15 protein-coding genes are annotated in these 16,144 nt (G+C 61.8%); 14 read left to right on the top strand and 1 reads right to left on the bottom strand.

Features of this window, described 5'->3' with window-relative positions; all coding sequences use genetic code 11:
- Genes waaC through CWC48_RS08085 form a run of 6 tightly spaced genes read left to right on the top strand, consistent with a single transcriptional unit; the run spans window position 1 to window position 5,911 of the window.
- Window positions 1-1,062: a lipopolysaccharide heptosyltransferase I gene (gene waaC / locus CWC48_RS08110; RefSeq protein ID WP_099492868.1), complete on the top strand. Its 1,062-nt coding sequence runs from the start codon at window positions 1-3 to the stop codon at window positions 1,060-1,062.
- Entirely contained in the window at window positions 1,062-2,186 is a 1,125-nt protein-coding gene (locus CWC48_RS08105) for a glycosyltransferase family 4 protein (RefSeq protein ID WP_078046553.1), read from the top strand. Before waaC ends, CWC48_RS08105 begins: the two co-directional genes overlap by 1 nt.
- A complete protein-coding gene (gene rfaP, locus CWC48_RS08100) occupies window positions 2,183-2,989 on the top strand; it encodes a lipopolysaccharide core heptose(I) kinase RfaP (protein ID WP_100491647.1) in 807 nt (268 codons plus the stop codon). The genes CWC48_RS08105 and rfaP overlap by 4 nt, the downstream gene beginning before the upstream one ends.
- A complete protein-coding gene (locus CWC48_RS08095) occupies window positions 2,989-3,723 on the top strand; it encodes a lipopolysaccharide kinase InaA family protein (protein ID WP_100491646.1) in 735 nt (244 codons plus the stop codon). Before rfaP ends, CWC48_RS08095 begins: the two co-directional genes overlap by 1 nt.
- On the top strand, window positions 3,720-4,472 hold the full coding sequence (locus tag CWC48_RS08090) for a lipopolysaccharide kinase InaA family protein (protein WP_078046556.1): 753 nt from the start codon (window positions 3,720-3,722) through the stop codon (window positions 4,470-4,472). The genes CWC48_RS08095 and CWC48_RS08090 overlap by 4 nt, the downstream gene beginning before the upstream one ends.
- The gene (locus CWC48_RS08085) at window positions 4,472-5,911 is read left to right on the top strand and encodes a lipopolysaccharide kinase InaA family protein (protein WP_100491645.1); all 1,440 of its coding nucleotides are present in this window, start codon (window positions 4,472-4,474) and stop codon (window positions 5,909-5,911) included. The genes CWC48_RS08090 and CWC48_RS08085 overlap by 1 nt, the downstream gene beginning before the upstream one ends.
- A 118-nt stretch (window positions 5,912-6,029) precedes the next feature.
- On the opposite strand, the gene CWC48_RS08080 is transcribed toward CWC48_RS08085, so the two are convergent.
- Window positions 6,030-8,117, bottom strand: coding sequence for a TonB-dependent receptor (locus tag CWC48_RS08080; RefSeq protein ID WP_100491644.1), 2,088 nt, complete (start codon window positions 8,115-8,117; stop codon window positions 6,030-6,032).
- A 173-nt stretch (window positions 8,118-8,290) separates the two neighbouring features.
- Between CWC48_RS08080 and CWC48_RS08075 the strand changes: the two genes are divergently transcribed.
- From CWC48_RS08075 to CWC48_RS08040, 8 genes are all read left to right on the top strand, one after another.
- The gene (locus CWC48_RS08075; protein ID WP_078046559.1) at window positions 8,291-8,626 is read left to right on the top strand and encodes a YceK/YidQ family lipoprotein; all 336 of its coding nucleotides are present in this window, start codon (window positions 8,291-8,293) and stop codon (window positions 8,624-8,626) included.
- 98 nt (window positions 8,627-8,724) lie between these two features.
- Window positions 8,725-9,054, top strand: coding sequence for a YceK/YidQ family lipoprotein (locus CWC48_RS08070; RefSeq protein WP_371857042.1), 330 nt, complete (start codon window positions 8,725-8,727; stop codon window positions 9,052-9,054).
- 142 nt (window positions 9,055-9,196) lie between these two features.
- A complete protein-coding gene (locus CWC48_RS08065; RefSeq protein WP_065900046.1) occupies window positions 9,197-10,954 on the top strand; it encodes a carbamoyltransferase in 1,758 nt (585 codons plus the stop codon).
- A complete protein-coding gene (locus tag CWC48_RS08060) occupies window positions 10,938-12,068 on the top strand; it encodes a glycosyltransferase (protein ID WP_100491642.1) in 1,131 nt (376 codons plus the stop codon). The genes CWC48_RS08065 and CWC48_RS08060 overlap by 17 nt, the downstream gene beginning before the upstream one ends.
- The gene (locus tag CWC48_RS08055; protein WP_078046562.1) at window positions 12,068-12,964 is read left to right on the top strand and encodes an antimicrobial resistance protein Mig-14; all 897 of its coding nucleotides are present in this window, start codon (window positions 12,068-12,070) and stop codon (window positions 12,962-12,964) included. The genes CWC48_RS08060 and CWC48_RS08055 overlap by 1 nt, the downstream gene beginning before the upstream one ends.
- A complete protein-coding gene (locus CWC48_RS08050) occupies window positions 12,961-14,370 on the top strand; it encodes a PIG-L deacetylase family protein (RefSeq protein ID WP_100491641.1) in 1,410 nt (469 codons plus the stop codon). Before CWC48_RS08055 ends, CWC48_RS08050 begins: the two co-directional genes overlap by 4 nt.
- Complete coding sequence (locus tag CWC48_RS08045; RefSeq protein ID WP_100491640.1) at window positions 14,370-15,326, top strand: glycosyltransferase; 957 nt, start codon at window positions 14,370-14,372, stop codon at window positions 15,324-15,326. Before CWC48_RS08050 ends, CWC48_RS08045 begins: the two co-directional genes overlap by 1 nt.
- Window positions 15,327-15,377: 51 nt before the next feature.
- Window positions 15,378-16,139 carry a hypothetical protein gene (locus CWC48_RS08040; RefSeq protein WP_078046565.1) on the top strand — a complete coding sequence of 254 codons (762 nt, stop codon included), beginning with the start codon at window positions 15,378-15,380 and terminating at the stop codon, window positions 16,137-16,139.
- Window positions 16,140-16,144: the final 5 nt, after the last annotated feature.

The raw sequence follows: 16,144 nt of genomic DNA, 5'->3' as shown, positions 1-16,144 counted from the left end.
TTGCGCGTACTGGTAATCAAGACCTCATCCCTGGGCGACGTGATCCATGCCTTGCCGGCACTGACCGATGCCGCGCGGGCGATCCCCGGCATTCAATTCGACTGGGTGGTGGAAGAGGGCTTCGCCGAGATCCCCACCTGGCACCCGGCGGTCGACAAAGTGATCCCGGTGGCGATCCGCCGCTGGCGCAAGAACCTCTGGCAAACCATCAAGAGTGGCGAATGGCGGCGTTTCAAGCAGCGCATCCAGTCGACGAAATACGACTTGGTGATCGACGCCCAGGGCCTGCTCAAAAGCGCCTGGTTGACCCGCTATGTGCGGGCGCCGGTGGCGGGGTTCGACAAGAACTCGGCCCGAGAGCCCATCGCTGCGCGCTTCTATTCCCGGCGCCTGGCGGTGGCCCGTGGGCAACACGCGGTGGAGCGCCTGCGCCAGCTGTTTGCCGTGGCGCTGGGTTACGACCTGCCCAAGGGCCTGGGCGATTACGGCCTGAGTGTCGAAAAACTGCTCGGCCTGCCGCCCAAGAAACCCTTTGTACTGCTGCTGCACGGCACCACCTGGGACACCAAGCACTGGCCCGAAGCCTACTGGCGCGAACTGGCCGAACGCATGGGGCGCCTGGGCGTGGACGTGAAATTGCCGTGGGGCAACGCCGCCGAAAAAGCCCGCGCCGAACGCCTGGCCCAGGGCCTGCAAAACGCCGAAGTACTGCCCAAGTTGAACCTGGCCGGTGTCGCCCGGGTACTGGCCGGCGCCCGCGCCTGTGTGGCGGTGGACACCGGTCTCGGCCACCTGGCTGCCGCGTTGGATGTGCCGACCATTTCCCTGTTCGGCCCGACCAACCCTGGCCTCACCGGCGCCTACGGCAAGGGCCAGATTCACCTGGCCAGCGACTTCCCCTGTGCGCCGTGCCTGCAAAAACACTGTACCTATCAACCGACGGCCGACGACCTGCGTCGGTTCGACATCAAGCGCGAGTCGCCCCTGTGCTTCACGCGCCTGAACCCTGAGCGTGTGGCAAGCCGACTGAGCACGTTGTTATTGGCTGAGGAGCTGCACTGATGCAACTGGCTTTTGTTCTGTACAAATATTTCCCCTTCGGTGGCCTGCAGCGTGACTTCATGCGCATCGCCCTGGAGTGCCAGCAGCGCGGCCATCAGATTCGTGTCTACACGCTGATCTGGGAAGGCGATATCCCACCCGGCTTTGAAGTGCTGGTGGCGCCGGTCAAGGCGTTCTTCAATCATCGGCGCAACGAAAAGCTCAGTGCCTGGATGGCCGCCGACCTGGCCAAGCGCCCGGTGGACCGCTTGATCGGCTTCAATAAAATGCCTGGCCTGGATGTGTACTACGCCGCCGACGGCTGCTTTGAAGACAAGGCGCAGAACCTGCGCCACTCGCTGTACCGCTATTTTGGTCGCTACAAGCACTTCGCTGATTACGAGCGCGCGGTGTTCGCCAAGGAGGCCAAGACTGAAGTCCTGATGATCTCCGAAGTGCAGCAACCGCTGTTCATCAAGCATTACGACACGCCGCTGGAACGCTTCCACCTGCTGCCGCCGGGCATTGCCCAGGACCGCCGTGCGCCGCCGAATGCCGCCGAAATCCGTGAAGGGTTCCGCAAGGAATTCAACCTGGGCGCTGACGACCTGCTGCTGGTGCAAATTGGCTCGGGCTTCAAGACCAAGGGTGTCGACCGCAGCCTCAAGGCCGTGGCCGCGCTGCCGGCGGAGCTGAAAAAACGCACGCGCCTGTTTGTAATCGGCCAGGACGACCCCAAAGTATTCCAATTGCAAAGCGCGACGCTGGGCCTGGGGGACAACGTGCAGTTCCTCAAGGGCCGCAGTGATATCCCGCGTTTTCTGCTGGGCGCCGACCTGTTGATCCACCCGGCGTACAACGAAAACACCGGCACCGTATTGCTCGAAGCCCTGGTGGCCGGGTTGCCGGTGCTGGTCTCGGCCGTGTGTGGGTATGCCCATTACATCGCTGAAGCCGACAGCGGCCTGGTGCTGGATGAGCCGTTCGAACAGAACCAGCTCAACCAGTACCTGACGCACATGCTCACCGACACTGCACAGCGCGCGGCCTGGAGCCGCAATGGCTTGGCCTTCGCTGAGACGGCCGACCTCTACAGCATGCCGCAGCACGCTGCGGATGTGATTCTGGCGGAGCCAAAACGATGAAGTTGATTCTTGCCGAACCGTTCAAGACTTTGTGGGCCGGGCTTGATGCCTTTGCCGAAGTCGAGAAACTGCAAGGTGAAGTATTCCGTGAACTGGCGGCGCGTCGCACCCTGCGTACCGAGGTGGATGGCCGTCCGTATTTCGTGAAGATCCACCGTGGCATCGGCTGGGGCGAGATCTTCAAGAACCTGATCACCGCCAAGCTGCCGGTACTCGGCGCCGGCCTTGAGTGGTCGGCGATTCATCGCTTGCAGGAACTCGGCGTGCCGACGATGACCGGCGTGGCCTTCGGCGAGAAGGGCAGCAACCCGGCGGACCAGCACTCGTTCATCATCACCGAAGAGCTGGCGCCGACCCTCAGCCTCGAAGACGTAACCCTCAACTGGTTGACGCAACCGCCTGCCCCCGCGTTGCGGCACGCCCTCACGGCCGAGCTGGCGCGCATGGTGGGCGACATGCACCGGGGTGGCGTCAATCATCGCGATTGCTACCTGTGCCACTTCTTGCTGGATACGTCGAAACCTATCGACGCGAACAACATCAAGCTGTCGGTGATCGACCTGCACCGCGCGCAACTGCGCGCCCATCTGCCGTTGCGCTGGCGCGACAAGGACCTGTCCGCGCTGTACTACTCGGCGCTGGAGATCGGCCTGACCCGCCGCGACAAACTGCGCTTCCTCAAGGGCTACTTCCGCCAGCCGCTTCGCCAGATCCTGGCCGAGCAATCGGCGTCGTTGAGCCTGATGCAGCGCAAGGCCGACAAGCTCTATGCGCGCAAGCAACGTTACGGGGATGCGATCTGATGGCGGGTTGGAACCTGGAACCTGCTTACGCCCACCTGGCGGATGATTTTGGAAGCCTCGAAGCCGTGTTCGCCCTGCAGGGCGAGCGGCTGACCCGCGACCCACTGTCAGAAGTGATCCGCGTGGAGCGTGGCGGGGTCAATTATTACGTCAAGCGCTACACCGGCGCCGGCAAGGGCCTGCGGCGCTACCTGGGCAAGCCGCGGGTCAAGTCCGAATGGCAGAACCTCAAGCGCTTCGCCAAGTGGGGCATTCCCACGGCGGATGTGGTCGCCTGGGGCCTGGAGCGCAAGGGTCTGGCCTACGACCGTGGGGCGATGATCACGCGTGAACTGCCGAGGACCGAAGACCTGTCGGTGCTGGCCGAGCGTCACGATTCGCGCCTGCGCGACCCCAAGTGGGTCGACGCGGTGAGCCGCCAGCTCGCGGAATATACGCGCACCATGCACGATCACCGCTTTACCCATAACGACTTGAAGTGGCGCAACCTGCTGATCGACGATCAGTCCACGCTGTACCTGATCGACTGCCCCAACGGCGATTTCTGGCGCGGGTTCTGGCTCAAGTACCGCATCACCAAAGACCTGGCCTGCCTGGACAAGGTGGCCAAGTATCACCTGTCCGCCACCCAGCGCCTGCGGTTCTACATGCAATACCGTCAGCGCCGGCACCTGAGTGCATCGGATAAAGAGCGTATTCGCCACGTGGTGAAGTTTTTCGAGGGACGCGAATGAGTGATTTCCTGGCGGCTGAAGACCGTGCGCTACTGGAGCGCAACGGTTTGGCGACCTTCGACGCCCTGTGGGCCAAGCAATTGGACGCAGTGGACGAACCCAATACCAGTCGCGGGGGCTGGAGCAGCGTGTTTCGCCTCGAACTCGACGGCCACGGTTACTACCTCAAGCGCCAGAGCAACTACCTGACGCGCAGCCTGCACCGGCCCTTTGGCGAGCCGAGTTTCTCCCGCGAATTCCGCAATATCAGCCGTTACCGCAAGCTCGGCATCCCTGCCTTGCAGGCCGCGTTCTATGGCGAGCGTAACGTCGCCGGCGAGCACCGCGCGATGCTGCTGACCCGTGCGCTGGACGGCTGGAATGACCTGGATTCGTTGCTGGAGCAGTGGTCGCAGTTGAGCGACGCCCAGCACAGCGCGATCCTGTTGGCTTGCGGCCAGCTGGCGCGTCGGCTGCACGGCGTCGGCCAGGTGCATGGCTGTTTTTACCCCAAGCATATTTTTATGCAGGCCACCGGTGACGGCTATGCCGCGCAGTTGATCGACCTGGAGAAAACCCGCCCGCTGCTGTTCGGCTGGCGCGATCGGGTCAAGGACCTGGAGCCGCTGTTGCGCCGGGCGCCGCAGTGGTCTGACGAGCAAGTGCGCCAGCTCTTGGCCGCCTACCTCGACCAACCCAAAGACAGCGCGCTGGTCGCCACCTGGCTACAGAAATTGACCGCCCGCCGCAGCCACAAGGAAAACCGTTGATGCGTTTGTCCGAGCTGAAAAGCGCCGGCCGCACGCCGGACTTGCCCCTGACCCTGACGCTGGCCGATGCGGCGGGCCCTGGCCAGTTGCAACTGCTGAGCCTGTTGCGCGTGTTGCCGGGCGAGCGGTACGTGGGCGCGGGCGTCTGGCGCGGCCGTCCGGTATTGGCCAAGTTACTGGTGGGCAGCAAGGCCGCGCGGCACTTTCAGCGTGAACTCAGCGGCGTGCGCTTGCTGGCCGAGCAAGGCCTGGCCACGCCGTTGTTGCTGGCCGATGGCTTGCAGGAAGGCGAGGGCGGTTGGTTGCTGTTCGAATTCATCGAGGGCGCCGAAAGCCTGGCGGATGCCTGGCAGGCCGTCGAAGGGTTGCCGCCGTTGGCGGACGAACAAACCGCAGTGCTGGCCGAAGCGCTGGGCGCAATTGCGCAGATGCACACCAAGGGGCTTTGGCAGGAAGACCTGCACCTGGACAATCTGCTGCGTCAGGACGGCAAGCTTTACCTGATCGATGGCGCCGGGATCCGCGCCGAAGAGGCGGGCAAGCCGCTGTCGCGCAACCGTGTGCTGGAAAACCTCGGGGTGTTTTTCGCCCAATTGCCAAAAAATCTCGCGCCGTTCACCGAAGAGCTGCTGGTTTATTACCTGCTTGCCAATGGCGAGCACGCCCTGCCGCTGGAAGCTTTGGAGAAACAGGTGCGCAAAGTCAGCGCCTGGCGTCTCCGGGACTTCCTGAACAAGGTCGGTCGCGAATGCACGCTGTTCAGCGTGGTGCGAGGCGCCTTCGCCTTGCGCGCGATTCGTCGCGAAGAAGAAGCGGCGATGCTGCCCGTGCTGGAGCAGGCCGATACGCTGCTGGACCAGGGGCATTTGTACAAGACCGGTGGCGCCGCCAGCGTGGCCAAGGTTGAAGTGGCCGGTCGGCCATTGGTGATCAAGCGCTACAACATCAAAGGCTTCGCCCACTGGCTCAAGCGCTTCTGGCGCCCGAGCCGAGCCTGGCATTCCTGGCGCGAAGGCAACCGCTTGGCCTTCCTCGGCATCGCCACGCCCAAACCGCTGGCCGTGCTGGAAAAGCGCTTCCTGTGGCTGCGCGGCCGCGCGTACCTGATCACCGAATACCTGCCTGGCCCGGACATCATCGAACGCTTCGCGCCGTACGTTGAAAACGGCGACGCCCCGGAAAACGAACTGCTGGCGCTGGATCACCTGTTTGCCGAACTGATCCGCGAGCGCATCAGCCATGGCGACTTCAAGGGGCATAACCTGTTCTGGGACAAGGACCGCTGGTCCCTCATCGACCTGGACGCGATGTGCCAACACACCTCCACCGCCAGCTTCGCCCCGGCGTACGCCAAGGACCGTGCACGGTTCATGCGTAACTGGCCATCGGAGAGTGCGTTGTACAAACTCATCGATCAGCGCTTGCCAGCTCAGGTCTGATCGCGGTCAAAATGTGGGAGCGGGCTTGCCCGCGAATAGGGTGTGTCAGTTAGTGCATTTGTTGCTGACCTAACGCATTCGCAGGCAAGCCAGCTCCCACATGAGCCTTGTGGTGGTTTTAGAATTGGTACTCGGCGCCAGCACCGGCGTACCACGAGCGGCCAGGAGCGGCTTCGTAGTAACGGTTGTTGCCGTCGCCGACGATCACCGAGCCGACGTATTGGCGGTCGAGCAGGTTATCCAGGCGCAGGGTCTGGTGGAAGGTCCAGTGTTCGACTTTCTGCTCAAAACGTGCGCGCCAGTTGAAGACACTGTAGGCCGGCGCGGCACGCTGGCTGTTGGTGTCTTCGACATAGACCTTGCTGCGGTACAGGCCTTCGATGGCGGTGCTGACCCAGTCGCGGGGCTTCCAGTTGAGCTCGGCGAACAGCGTGGTTTGCGGTACGCCGGGCAGGTAATTGCCCTTGTCGACGGCGGTGCTGCCGCCGCTGGTGAAGTCGCTGTCGTAGGTGGCTTGCAGGCGGGTGTAGGCGAGGTTGGCGGTCCACTGTTCGCTGAGTTGGCTTTCGACGCCCAGTTCGAAGCCGCGACGCAGGGTGCGACCGGCATTCTGGTAGCTGGTGCGACCGCCCAGGGATTGATAGACCACCAGTTCATCCTCGGTGGTTATCTGGAAGACCGCCGCGTTGATGCGTGTGTTGTTGAGCTGGGCCTTCAAGCCCACCTCGTACTGGGTGCTTTCGGAAGGCTTGAGACCGAAGTTGAAGCCCTCGATGCTGCCCGGTGCGTAGGCCAATTCCGCCTGGGTCGGTGTTTCGAAGCCTTTGCCGGCACTGACATAACCATGCAGCTGCGGGGTGAACGCATACATCACGCTCATCGACGGCGTGTTTTTTTGATAGGTCTTGTTGCCGCTGGAATCGCCGTTGCTGAGGAATTGGTCGTCGACGTCCAGCTCCATGGTGCTGTGGCGGACCCCGGCTTGCAGGGTCCAGCGATCGAGGGCCCAGTTGGCCTGGATATAGGGGTCGAGGCTGCGGGCGGTGTCGATTTCATCACGGCGTAGTTGGCCTTTCACGCCGAGGGTGTTGCCACTGTAGTTCTGGTAACCGTGGCGACTGTCCTCGCTCTGGTCGAAGTCCAGGCCGGTGATGATCATCAGCTCGCCCGGTGCACTTTCGATGGGCTGCATCCAGCGCACGCTGCCGCCGTAGAACTTGCGGTCGAATTGCACCACGCCGCCGCCGCGTTCGTTGGCCGGGGTGCCTTTGGGAATCGACAAATACTGAATCACACTCCGCCGCCCCGTATACCCATTCACCTGCAGCGTCGCATCACCGATATAGCGCTCGTAATTCATCCCCAATTGCTGGTGGTCGATACTTTTTCGCGTGTTGTACGTCAGTGCATTGGCGCTTACCGAGCGCGGATCGGCCTTGTACGCCGCCCACGTCTGCCCCAGCGGATCCTGCGTGCCGTTTTGCTCCAGGCTGCTGTAGATCAGTGCCAGCTTGCTGTCGTCATCCGGCTGCACGTTGAGCTTGGCAAAGGTTTGGTCGCGGCGCGCGCTGCTGTGGTCGCGGTAGCCGTTGGTGTCCATGCGCGAGGCGTCGAGCACGAAGCCTGCGCCATTCGCTGCGCCCTCGGCGGTCAGGTGGTTCTTGTTCAAGCCGTCGCTGCCCACCAGGGTTTCGGCGCCAATGCGCGGCGGGCCTTCGCCGTCGCGGGAGAACATCTGGATCACGCCGCCAGCATTGCTGCCATACAAGGTGGCCGCAGGACCGCGCAGCACTTCGATGCGCTCGGCGGTGTCGAGGTTGAAGGTGGCAGCCTGGCCCTGGCCGTCCGGGGTGCTCGCAGGGATGCCGTCGGCAATCAATTTGAGACCGCGCACACCAAAGGCCGAGCGGGCGCCGAAGCCGCGGGAAGAAATCTGTAGGTCTTGGGCGTAGTTCTGGCGGTTCTGCACCACCAGACCCGGCACGCGGGCCAGCGCCTCGGAGGCATTGATGCCCAGTTGGCCATCGCTGATCTGCTGCCGGCTGATGCCGTCCACCGAGTAGGGCAGGTCGAACGTCGGGCTGGCGTTGCGCGAGCCGGTGACCACGCTGGGGTCGAGCACCAGTGGTGCGTCCTCGGCGCGGGCAGCATCGCTCAAGGCGAAAAGGCCGGGCAGCAGCAGGGTCAAGCGAGTGAGGGTTTTCATGGGGTCAGCCGAAATCTATGGCGCGTAGGACGTAAACGCGCAAAAGAGCGCGAGTTTAGTGGTTCGGGCAGTTTTTTCCATTTCGGATATTTCCCACAGGGGGCATCGGTGTCGGGGGCTGGGGTTACCCAACATGGCGCTGCTAGCATCGCAGACCACTCGGAGGGCTGTGCATGACGTTGAAAATGACTGCTGCAATGAGCGCCGCATGCGTTGTATTGAGTGGCTGTGGAACGTTGAATACGGTATTACGTGATGATATGGCCGCTACCCGTGAACTGCGCAAGCAAAAGACCTATTGCCAGGCCATACCTCGCGTCTACAGCGGCGCTGCATTCGGCTTCTGCCTTCTGAACGCGCCGCCGGACTTCACGGGCGTGCTTGTGCCGTGGGTGCTGGTGGACATCACCGCCTCAAGCGTTGCTGATACCGTCGTGCTGCCCTATACGATCTACCGGCAGACTGCCGATGGCAACATAGGCATTTATTGGCGGCCAGGCCGCTCCTGACGAGTGCCTGAACAGTGTAACCGTGACGTAAGTCGCGGCGCTTTAAGTCTTTGGGATAGTAGGAGTTAGCTGTGAGTCGTAGTTGCAAGGCCATGTTCATGTCTGCCCTGCTGCTGGTTTCCGGTTGCGGCACAATCAACACCGTGTTCCGCCCGTACGTTGTAACCAGCCAGAACCTCAAGGACTCCCGTAGCCATTGCGAAAGCGTACCGCGTATCTACAGCGGCATGATCTACGGCTTTTGTACGCTCAATGGCGAGCCCAGGGCTGGAAAAAGCCTGAAGGACCAAACGCTGACGGACCATGCGGGCAACGCCCTCCCGATCGTCGCCATCGAGTTCGTTGCCTCCGGCGTACTGGACACACTGGTGCTGCCCTACACGATCTACCGACAGAACAAGGACGGCAGCATTGAGATCTTCCGCTAGTTCCGCTCGCCGTTTGCCGCTAACAGCTTTGCCCTGCTTTTAAGCTATAATCCCGCCCTTTAGCTGTTTCCTGCCCAGGCAGGAGGCACACTTTTTTCAGGCGCAACCCGCCTGCATGCAGACTAAAAGAGGCTAGACCCCTGTGGCATTGACGATTCTTGGCCTGTCCGGCGCCCTTAGCCATGATCCTTCCGCAGCCTTGTATATCGACGGCAAGCTGATCGCGGCCGCCGAAGAAGAGCGCTTCGTACGCGACAAACATGCAAAGAACCGCATGCCCTACGAATCGGCGAAGTTCTGCCTGGAACAGGCCGGCATCAAGCCTTCCGACGTTGACGTGGTGGCGATCCCGTTCGCCCCGATCAGCCTGTTCGGCGAGGCCCGCTGGCACTACGCCAAGCGTTACTGGTATGCCCCGGACCGCGCCCTCGACGCGATCCTGATGGGCAACCGTCGCTACAAGCGTTATCGCAACAAGATCGTCTGGTGCCTGGAACAACTGGGCTTCGACCCGAAGAAAATCAAGATCGAGCCGGTGGAGCACCACCTGGCCCACGCGTCCAGTGCCTACCACTGCTCCGGCTTCCAGGAGAAAACCGCGATCCTCGGCATCGACGGTAAAGGCGAGTACGCCACCACGTTCTTCGGCTATGGCGAGAACGGCAAGATCCACAAGATCAAGGAATTCTACGACCCGGACTCCCTGGGCGGCCTGTACGGCGCGATCACCGAGTTCCTCGGTTTCGAGATGCTCGACGGTGAGTTCAAGGTCATGGGCATGGCGCCGTATGGCGATGCCAGCAAGTACGATTTCTCGCGTCTGGCCTCGTTTGAGAACGGCGAGCTGGTGATCAACACCGACTACGCCAACGTCATCGGCCTGCGCCGTTATAAAGAAAAGGGCAAGGGGTTCTACTTCTCGCCAAAACTGATCGAGTGGCTGGGGCCGAAGCGCGAAGGCGATATCGCCGACGAGCCGTACATCCATTACGCCGCCAGTATGCAGGCACTGTTCGAGAAGCTGGCCCTGCAGATGATCGACCACTACCTGGGCGACATCCTGAAAGACACCGGCAAGCTGGCCTTCGCCGGCGGTTGCGCGCTGAACGTCAAGCTGAACCAGAAAATCATCGCCCGTGACGACGTGAAGGAGCTGTTCGTGCAGCCCGCGTCCGGCGATGCCGGCACTGCCGTGGGGGCGGCGGCCTATGTGTCCCACGCCCGTGGTGTACCGGTCGAGAAGATGGAACACGTCTACCTCGGCCCGTCCTACAGCAACGAAGACGTGATTGCCGCGTGCGCCAGACACGAGAGCAAGCCGAACTGGCGCAAGATCGAAAACATGCCCCAGCGCATCGCCAAGATCATGGTCGACGGCAACCCGGTGGCCTGGTTCCAGGGCCGCATGGAGTTTGGTCCGCGTGCCCTGGGCGGTCGTTCGATCATCGGTTGCCCGAGCGCCACTGGCGTGGCTGACCGTATCAACCACCAGATCAAGTTCCGCGAGCGCTGGAGGCCTTTCTGCCCGTCGATGCTCGACACCGTGGCTCCGCAGATGATCAAGGTCGACCACCCGGCGCCGTTCATGACCTTCACCTTTGAAGTGGCCGAAGAGTGGAAAACCCGCGTGCCGGAAGTGGTCCATGAAGATGGCACCTCCCGTGCCCAGGTGCTCAAGCGCGAATACAACCCGCGCTACTACGACATGATGAAGGAACTGGAAGTCCTCACCGGCAACGGCGTGTCCCTGAACACCTCGCTCAACCGTCGCGGCGAAGCGATGATCTGCTCGCCGACCGACGCGCTGAACATGTTCTTCGGCTCCGACCTGCAGTATCTGATCATGGAAGACATCCTGGTCGTCAAAGACGGCGTGGACCCTTATGACGCGCTCGGCTGACCGCCACGTCCTGCAGTTCTGTCATAGCTATGACGGACCGTTCCTGGACTGCGCGCGACAGTACGCCAGTTTGTTCGCAGGGTCTGGCTACAAGGTGACGACGGTGTTCCTTACCGGGGTCGCCGACCCCGAGGTGGCCGCCGGTTGTGCCAGCGATGAAGTGCTGTTCATGGCGTACAGCTCCAAGGCCGTTCGCGGCCTGAAGCTGTCGGCCATTGCCGAGCTGCGCAAGATCGCGGCATCGCGCAACTTCAGTTTTTGCATTGCCCATCGTTTCAAGCCTATCTACGTGGCCTTGCTGGCCACGCGGTTGCCGGTGATCGGTGTGCATCACGCCTTTGGCGATTATCAGCGCCGCAGCCGCAAGCTGTTTGCCGGGTTATTCCGCAAGCGCCTGAGTTTGCTGGGCGTGTCTGACGCGGTGCGTGACGACATGCGCCGCTGCCTCCCGGCCTGGCCGGCTGCACGCATCCAGACCTTGTACAACCGCATTGATGTCGGCGCGCTGCAAGCCATGCAGGTGCCGGTGGATGACGCGCGTGATGCCCTGGGGCTGTCGCCGGACGAATGGGTGGTCGGCAATGTCGGCCGCCTACACCCGGACAAGGACCAAGCCACGCTGCTCAAGGGCTTTGCCCTGGCGCTGCCGCACCTGCCGGAGCACAGCCGATTGGCGATCCTCGGCACCGGCCGCCTGGAACAGGACCTCAAGGAACTGGCCCGTGAATTGGGGATTGCCGACAAGGTATTGTTTCTTGGCCAGGTACCGGATGCGCGTCGGTATTTCCGCGCGTTCGATGTGTTTGCGTTGAGTTCCGACCACGAGCCGTTCGGCATGGTGCTGCTGGAGGCCATGGCCGCTGGCGTGCCGTTGCTGGCCACGGCATGTGGTGGGGCGAAGGAAGTGGTCGAGGGCGTGGGTATCCTGTTTCCCTTGGGCGATGCCGAACACCTGGCCCAAGGGTTGCGACACCTGGCCGCGATGGATCAGCACCAGCAACGGCAGTGTGCCGAGATGATGCTGGAGCGCCTGCATGCGCGCTTTTCGGATCAGGCGGTACGCGACACCTTTTGGCAACTGCCGCACGTTATTGAACTGACCGCGGGGGCTTGATGCTCAATCGATTCCAAGGCTGGCGCGAGCGGGGCTGGTCCGTCGTGGATGCGCCTGCCTACAACGACGCCTGGCAGCGTTTTGGTGGCAGCGTCGCCACCCACCCGCAGGTGATCGAGCGCCTGGCGGGGCTCGCCGAGATCCCGGTGCGTTACCTGGCCTGGGAGCAGGGCGGCGAGCTTCAAGCATGCATCGCGACCTGGGGACGAGACCTGGCCCTGTCCAAGGATGTGCTCAAGCAACGCGGCAAAAAAGGCTTGTTCGACCTGGGCAACGCCGAGCTGATCCTGCCGGCTGCTGCCGATGCCAAAGCGCCGCTGCGCCAGCGTGCACGCTACCTGTCGGTGTTGAACGAAGGCCGTTTCAGTGGCCTCAAGCCCCAGGCTGAGCAACTGGCCATGGCGCGTACACCGGAAGAGCTGTCGAAGAAATTCCGCTACAACCAACGCCGTGAACTGCGTTTGCTGGAAGAGGCGGGGGGCGTCGTGCGGCCGGTGAGTGAATTTTCCAGCGAGGAACTGGCGGCGATCTACTGCGATTTGTTCCTGCGCCGCTGGGGTTTTGTCGCCACGGGAGCTGAGCGTATGGCGCAAGTGATCGAGCTGTTGCGCGAGTGGCTGATAGGCTCGGTGATTTTTCTCAACGATGCGCCGATTGCCGTCCAACTGGTGTACCGGGTTGAGTCGCCCGAGTGGATCAGCGTGGAGTACGTCAACGGTGGCGTGGACCCTGAAACCCGCGCGTTCAGCCCAGGCAGTGTGCTGAGTTTCTTGAACACCCAGAGTGCCTGGGAACAGGCGCGCGAGGCCGGCAAGCCGCTGCGCTTCTCCTTCGGTCGCGCCGACCGGGAGTACAAGGACCGGTGGTGCAACCCCGTACCGGTGCTGAGCGTATGAGCCGCAAACAGCAATTGCTCAAGCGCCACCGACGCAACAAGCGCATTGGCCTGTTGATTGGCTTGATGCTGCTGGTGGTGATCGGTATCTGGGTGGCCTGGTGGCTGCCGTTTGTGCTCGGCGTACTGGCCTGGGTTGCCCACGAGGCGTGGTTTGCCGACCACCTGTTTTATGCCCCCAACGAAGACTATCAATACCGCTTTTCGGCAGATGCCGAGGTGGGAGCGGTTCGCTTGGAGGGCGGGCGACTGCTGGTTGATTCGGCCCTGGAGGCTGATGCGACGTTGGTGTTGGCCATCCGCGTCAAGAGCAGTTGGCTGGGGCGCTTTTTGGACCCGGCCATTGAACTATCGGGCGGAACAAGTCCCGATCGACAGGTGTTCGAACGTGGCGTGAACGGCGTTCGTTATCTCAATCTCAGTGGTTTGGCGCCCGCCCTGGTGGCCGGCGAGTTGCGTTTGCGCGGGCGCTTTTGCCGACTGCTGGGCGCGCCCCGGCTATGGCAGTGGGCCACTGCGGATTATGCGGCACAACGGGTGATGGTAATCGCCCCTCACGCCGACGATGCCGAGTTGGCCGCGTTTGGTCTGTACAGCCAGGCCGACAAACCCTGGATCGTGACCCTCACCGCCGGTGAGATTGAAGCAGAACACTATCAGCACATGGGCTTGGCCCCGGCCGAAGCCTCGCGCCTCAAGGGGCGCCTGCGCGCCTGGGACAGCATCGCCGTGCCCCGCTGGGCCGGGGTGCCCGAAGCGCATTGCGTGCAGCTCGGTTACTTCTGCCTGCAATTGCCCGCGATGCGCGCGACGCCGGATCAACCGGTGGCCTCACGCGAAGCGAACCTCTCGGATATCCGCCTGTTCCGCCAGTTCAACCCGTTTCCGCTGCCGGCTGACGTGGATGGCCTGCCCACTTGGAACAACCTGCTGGCCGACCTGCGCCAATTGCTGCTCACCGCACGTCCCGAAGTGATCGTGTTGCCCCATCCGGTTATCGACCCGCACCCCGACCACATCTGCGCGCAGCAGGCGGTAATCGAAGCCCTGCAAGGGCTGGAATGGCAACCGACGACCTTACTGGGCTACGCCAACCACCTGCATGACAACGACCGCTGGCCCATGGGCGATGCTGGCGCCGGTATTGCGTTGCCGCCGCAGTTCGATGATGGGCTGGAATTGACGCCGTGCAGCCTGTCATTGTCGTTGGAGCAACAGCGCGACAAGGCCATGGCGCTGGGCATGATGCATGATCTGCAACCTGCGCCACCGTTCAAGCGCCGTGTGCGGCGCTGGCTGCAGCGCGTGTTGGCAGGCCGTGCGCAATCACCCTACGGCGAGAACGAATTTTTCCGCAAGGCCGTACGACGGCATGAGTTGTTCTGGCGTTTGGGAAAGGATAAGTAATGAAAGTCTTGTTTCTGGTGCAGAAAGAGCAGCGCGCCATTCTGGATCGCTTGTACGAAGGCGTGGCCGAGCATTGCGAGTGTGACATCCGCTGGTTGAGCAGTGATGAGCAGCGCAACCTGCGTGGTTACTTCCGGCGCGAAGTCGATGTGAACCGTTACGACCGCATCGTGTTCTTCCTGCGTTTCAAGCAGGAGATCCGCCAGGCCGGGTTTATTCGTACGATCCCGAACCTGGTGATCCTCGAGCACGACGCCTACCAGAACTATATTCCCTGCAAGTACACCGGCAAGTTCAGCGCGCATTACCGCCGTCTGCCGTGGGCGCGGGTGATCAGCTCCGGCTATATGGTGACCGAACGCCTGCGTGCCGAAGGTTTTGACGCAGTGTTTGTGCCCAAGGGCTACGATCAGGCGCTGCTGCAGCCGCAGGAACGTGTACGTGATATCGAGCTGGCGTTTGTCGGCAGTACCAATAGCGTGGCCTACAGTGGTCGCAAGGCACTGCTTGATGAGTTGGCACAGGTTGAACCTTTGGTGGTTACGCGCACCAAATCCGGCGAGGAATACTGCGCCACACTCAACCGGATTCGTTTCTTCGTCAGTGCCGATGTGGGCATGGGCGAGTACATGATCAAGAACTTCGAGGCCATGGCCTGTGGTTGCGTATTGCTGGCGTTCGATCAGGGCGCTGAGGAAAATGCGGCCCTCGGTTTCGTAGACATGGCCAATGTGGTGTTCTACAAGGACATCCCGCAGTTGCAGGAAAAACTCGCCGTGTTACGGTCGAACCCGCAGTTGGCGGCCGACATTGCACGCTGTGGGCAGGAGCTGGCTGTCAGTCAGTTCAGCTTTGCTCGTATCGGCCAGCGGATTGTCGAAGTGCTTGAACCGCCCTTGCGGCCGCGTGCTCCACTGAGTCTGTTGGAAAGGTTGCGCTCGAAGCTGGGCGTTTAATGTCGGCCAAATGGCCATAAGTGATGGCTATATGATATTATCGAGGCTTGAATGCAATTCTCCGATCAAAGCGACATAACGCTCGTAGTGACCAGTTGCGGTCGCTTCGATTTGTTGAAGCGCACGCTCGCGAGCTTCGATCTGTTCAATACGGCGGACATACGCGAAGTCTTCATCACCGAAGACTCCGGCGATGATGCCGTGCGCCTTGCGGTTCCAGAGCACTGGCACAGTCATTGCACTTTCTTGATCAATCGCCCGAAGCTTGGGCAGTTGGCATCTATCGACCTGGCCTACGAGTCGGTCAAGACCCCCTACATTTTCCATTGCGAGGATGACTGGGCGTTTTATCGACCCGGCTTTGTCGAGGACTCCAAGACGGTACTGGAGCAGCGACCCGATATTTTACAGGTGTGGTTGCGCAACTACGTTTACGACTTGCAGGTGCACAGTCCCTATATCCATTTGGGGCCGCGTGAAGTGATTGGAGGGGTGCCGTGTTATCCCCTGCTGTCCGACAAGCCTGAGTGGCAGGGGTTTTCACTCAACCCGGGGTTGCGACGCATAAAGGAATATCGGCTGTGCGCGCCCTATGCCGGGTTCGAGGGTGAGAAGGGGCTTTCCAAGCGTTACGCGCAGCTGAACCTGGGCGCCGTGACCCTGGAGGGTGATGCGGTGTTGCATACCGGTTTCGGTCTGCATGTGGCAACAGCAGAAGAACGCCTGACCAAGGCGCGACGCAAGCGGCGAGAGCGGATCAAGTTGGCGGCCATGCTGATACTGGGACTGGGTATCGGCTGGTTGATCCATTAGTTGCG

It is taken from the genome of Pseudomonas sp. S10E 269, assembly GCF_002798465.1.
GTDB lineage: Bacteria > Pseudomonadota > Gammaproteobacteria > Pseudomonadales > Pseudomonadaceae > Aquipseudomonas > Aquipseudomonas pergaminensis.
This window is presented reverse-complemented; position numbering and strand designations above follow the sequence as displayed.

Bases quoted from the DNA above. Each gene is read 5' to 3' on its own strand.
- CWC48_RS08105 (WP_078046553.1), top strand. From the start codon at position 1,062: ATGCAACTGGCTTTTGTTCTGTACAAATATTTCCCCTTCGGTGGCCTG.
- rfaP (WP_100491647.1), top strand. From the start codon at position 2,183: ATGAAGTTGATTCTTGCCGAACCGTTCAAGACTTTGTGGGCCGGGCTT.
- CWC48_RS08095 (WP_100491646.1), top strand. From the start codon at position 2,989: ATGGCGGGTTGGAACCTGGAACCTGCTTACGCCCACCTGGCGGATGAT.
- CWC48_RS08090 (WP_078046556.1), top strand. From the start codon at position 3,720: ATGAGTGATTTCCTGGCGGCTGAAGACCGTGCGCTACTGGAGCGCAAC.
- CWC48_RS08085 (WP_100491645.1), top strand. From the start codon at position 4,472: ATGCGTTTGTCCGAGCTGAAAAGCGCCGGCCGCACGCCGGACTTGCCC.
- CWC48_RS08080 (WP_100491644.1), bottom strand. From the start codon at position 8,117: ATGAAAACCCTCACTCGCTTGACCCTGCTGCTGCCCGGCCTTTTCGCC.
- CWC48_RS08075 (WP_078046559.1), top strand. From the start codon at position 8,291: ATGACGTTGAAAATGACTGCTGCAATGAGCGCCGCATGCGTTGTATTG.
- CWC48_RS08070 (WP_371857042.1), top strand. From the start codon at position 8,725: ATGTCTGCCCTGCTGCTGGTTTCCGGTTGCGGCACAATCAACACCGTG.
- CWC48_RS08060 (WP_100491642.1), top strand. From the start codon at position 10,938: ATGACGCGCTCGGCTGACCGCCACGTCCTGCAGTTCTGTCATAGCTAT.
- CWC48_RS08055 (WP_078046562.1), top strand. From the start codon at position 12,068: ATGCTCAATCGATTCCAAGGCTGGCGCGAGCGGGGCTGGTCCGTCGTG.
- CWC48_RS08050 (WP_100491641.1), top strand. From the start codon at position 12,961: ATGAGCCGCAAACAGCAATTGCTCAAGCGCCACCGACGCAACAAGCGC.
- CWC48_RS08045 (WP_100491640.1), top strand. From the start codon at position 14,370: ATGAAAGTCTTGTTTCTGGTGCAGAAAGAGCAGCGCGCCATTCTGGAT.
- CWC48_RS08040 (WP_078046565.1), top strand. From the start codon at position 15,378: ATGCAATTCTCCGATCAAAGCGACATAACGCTCGTAGTGACCAGTTGC.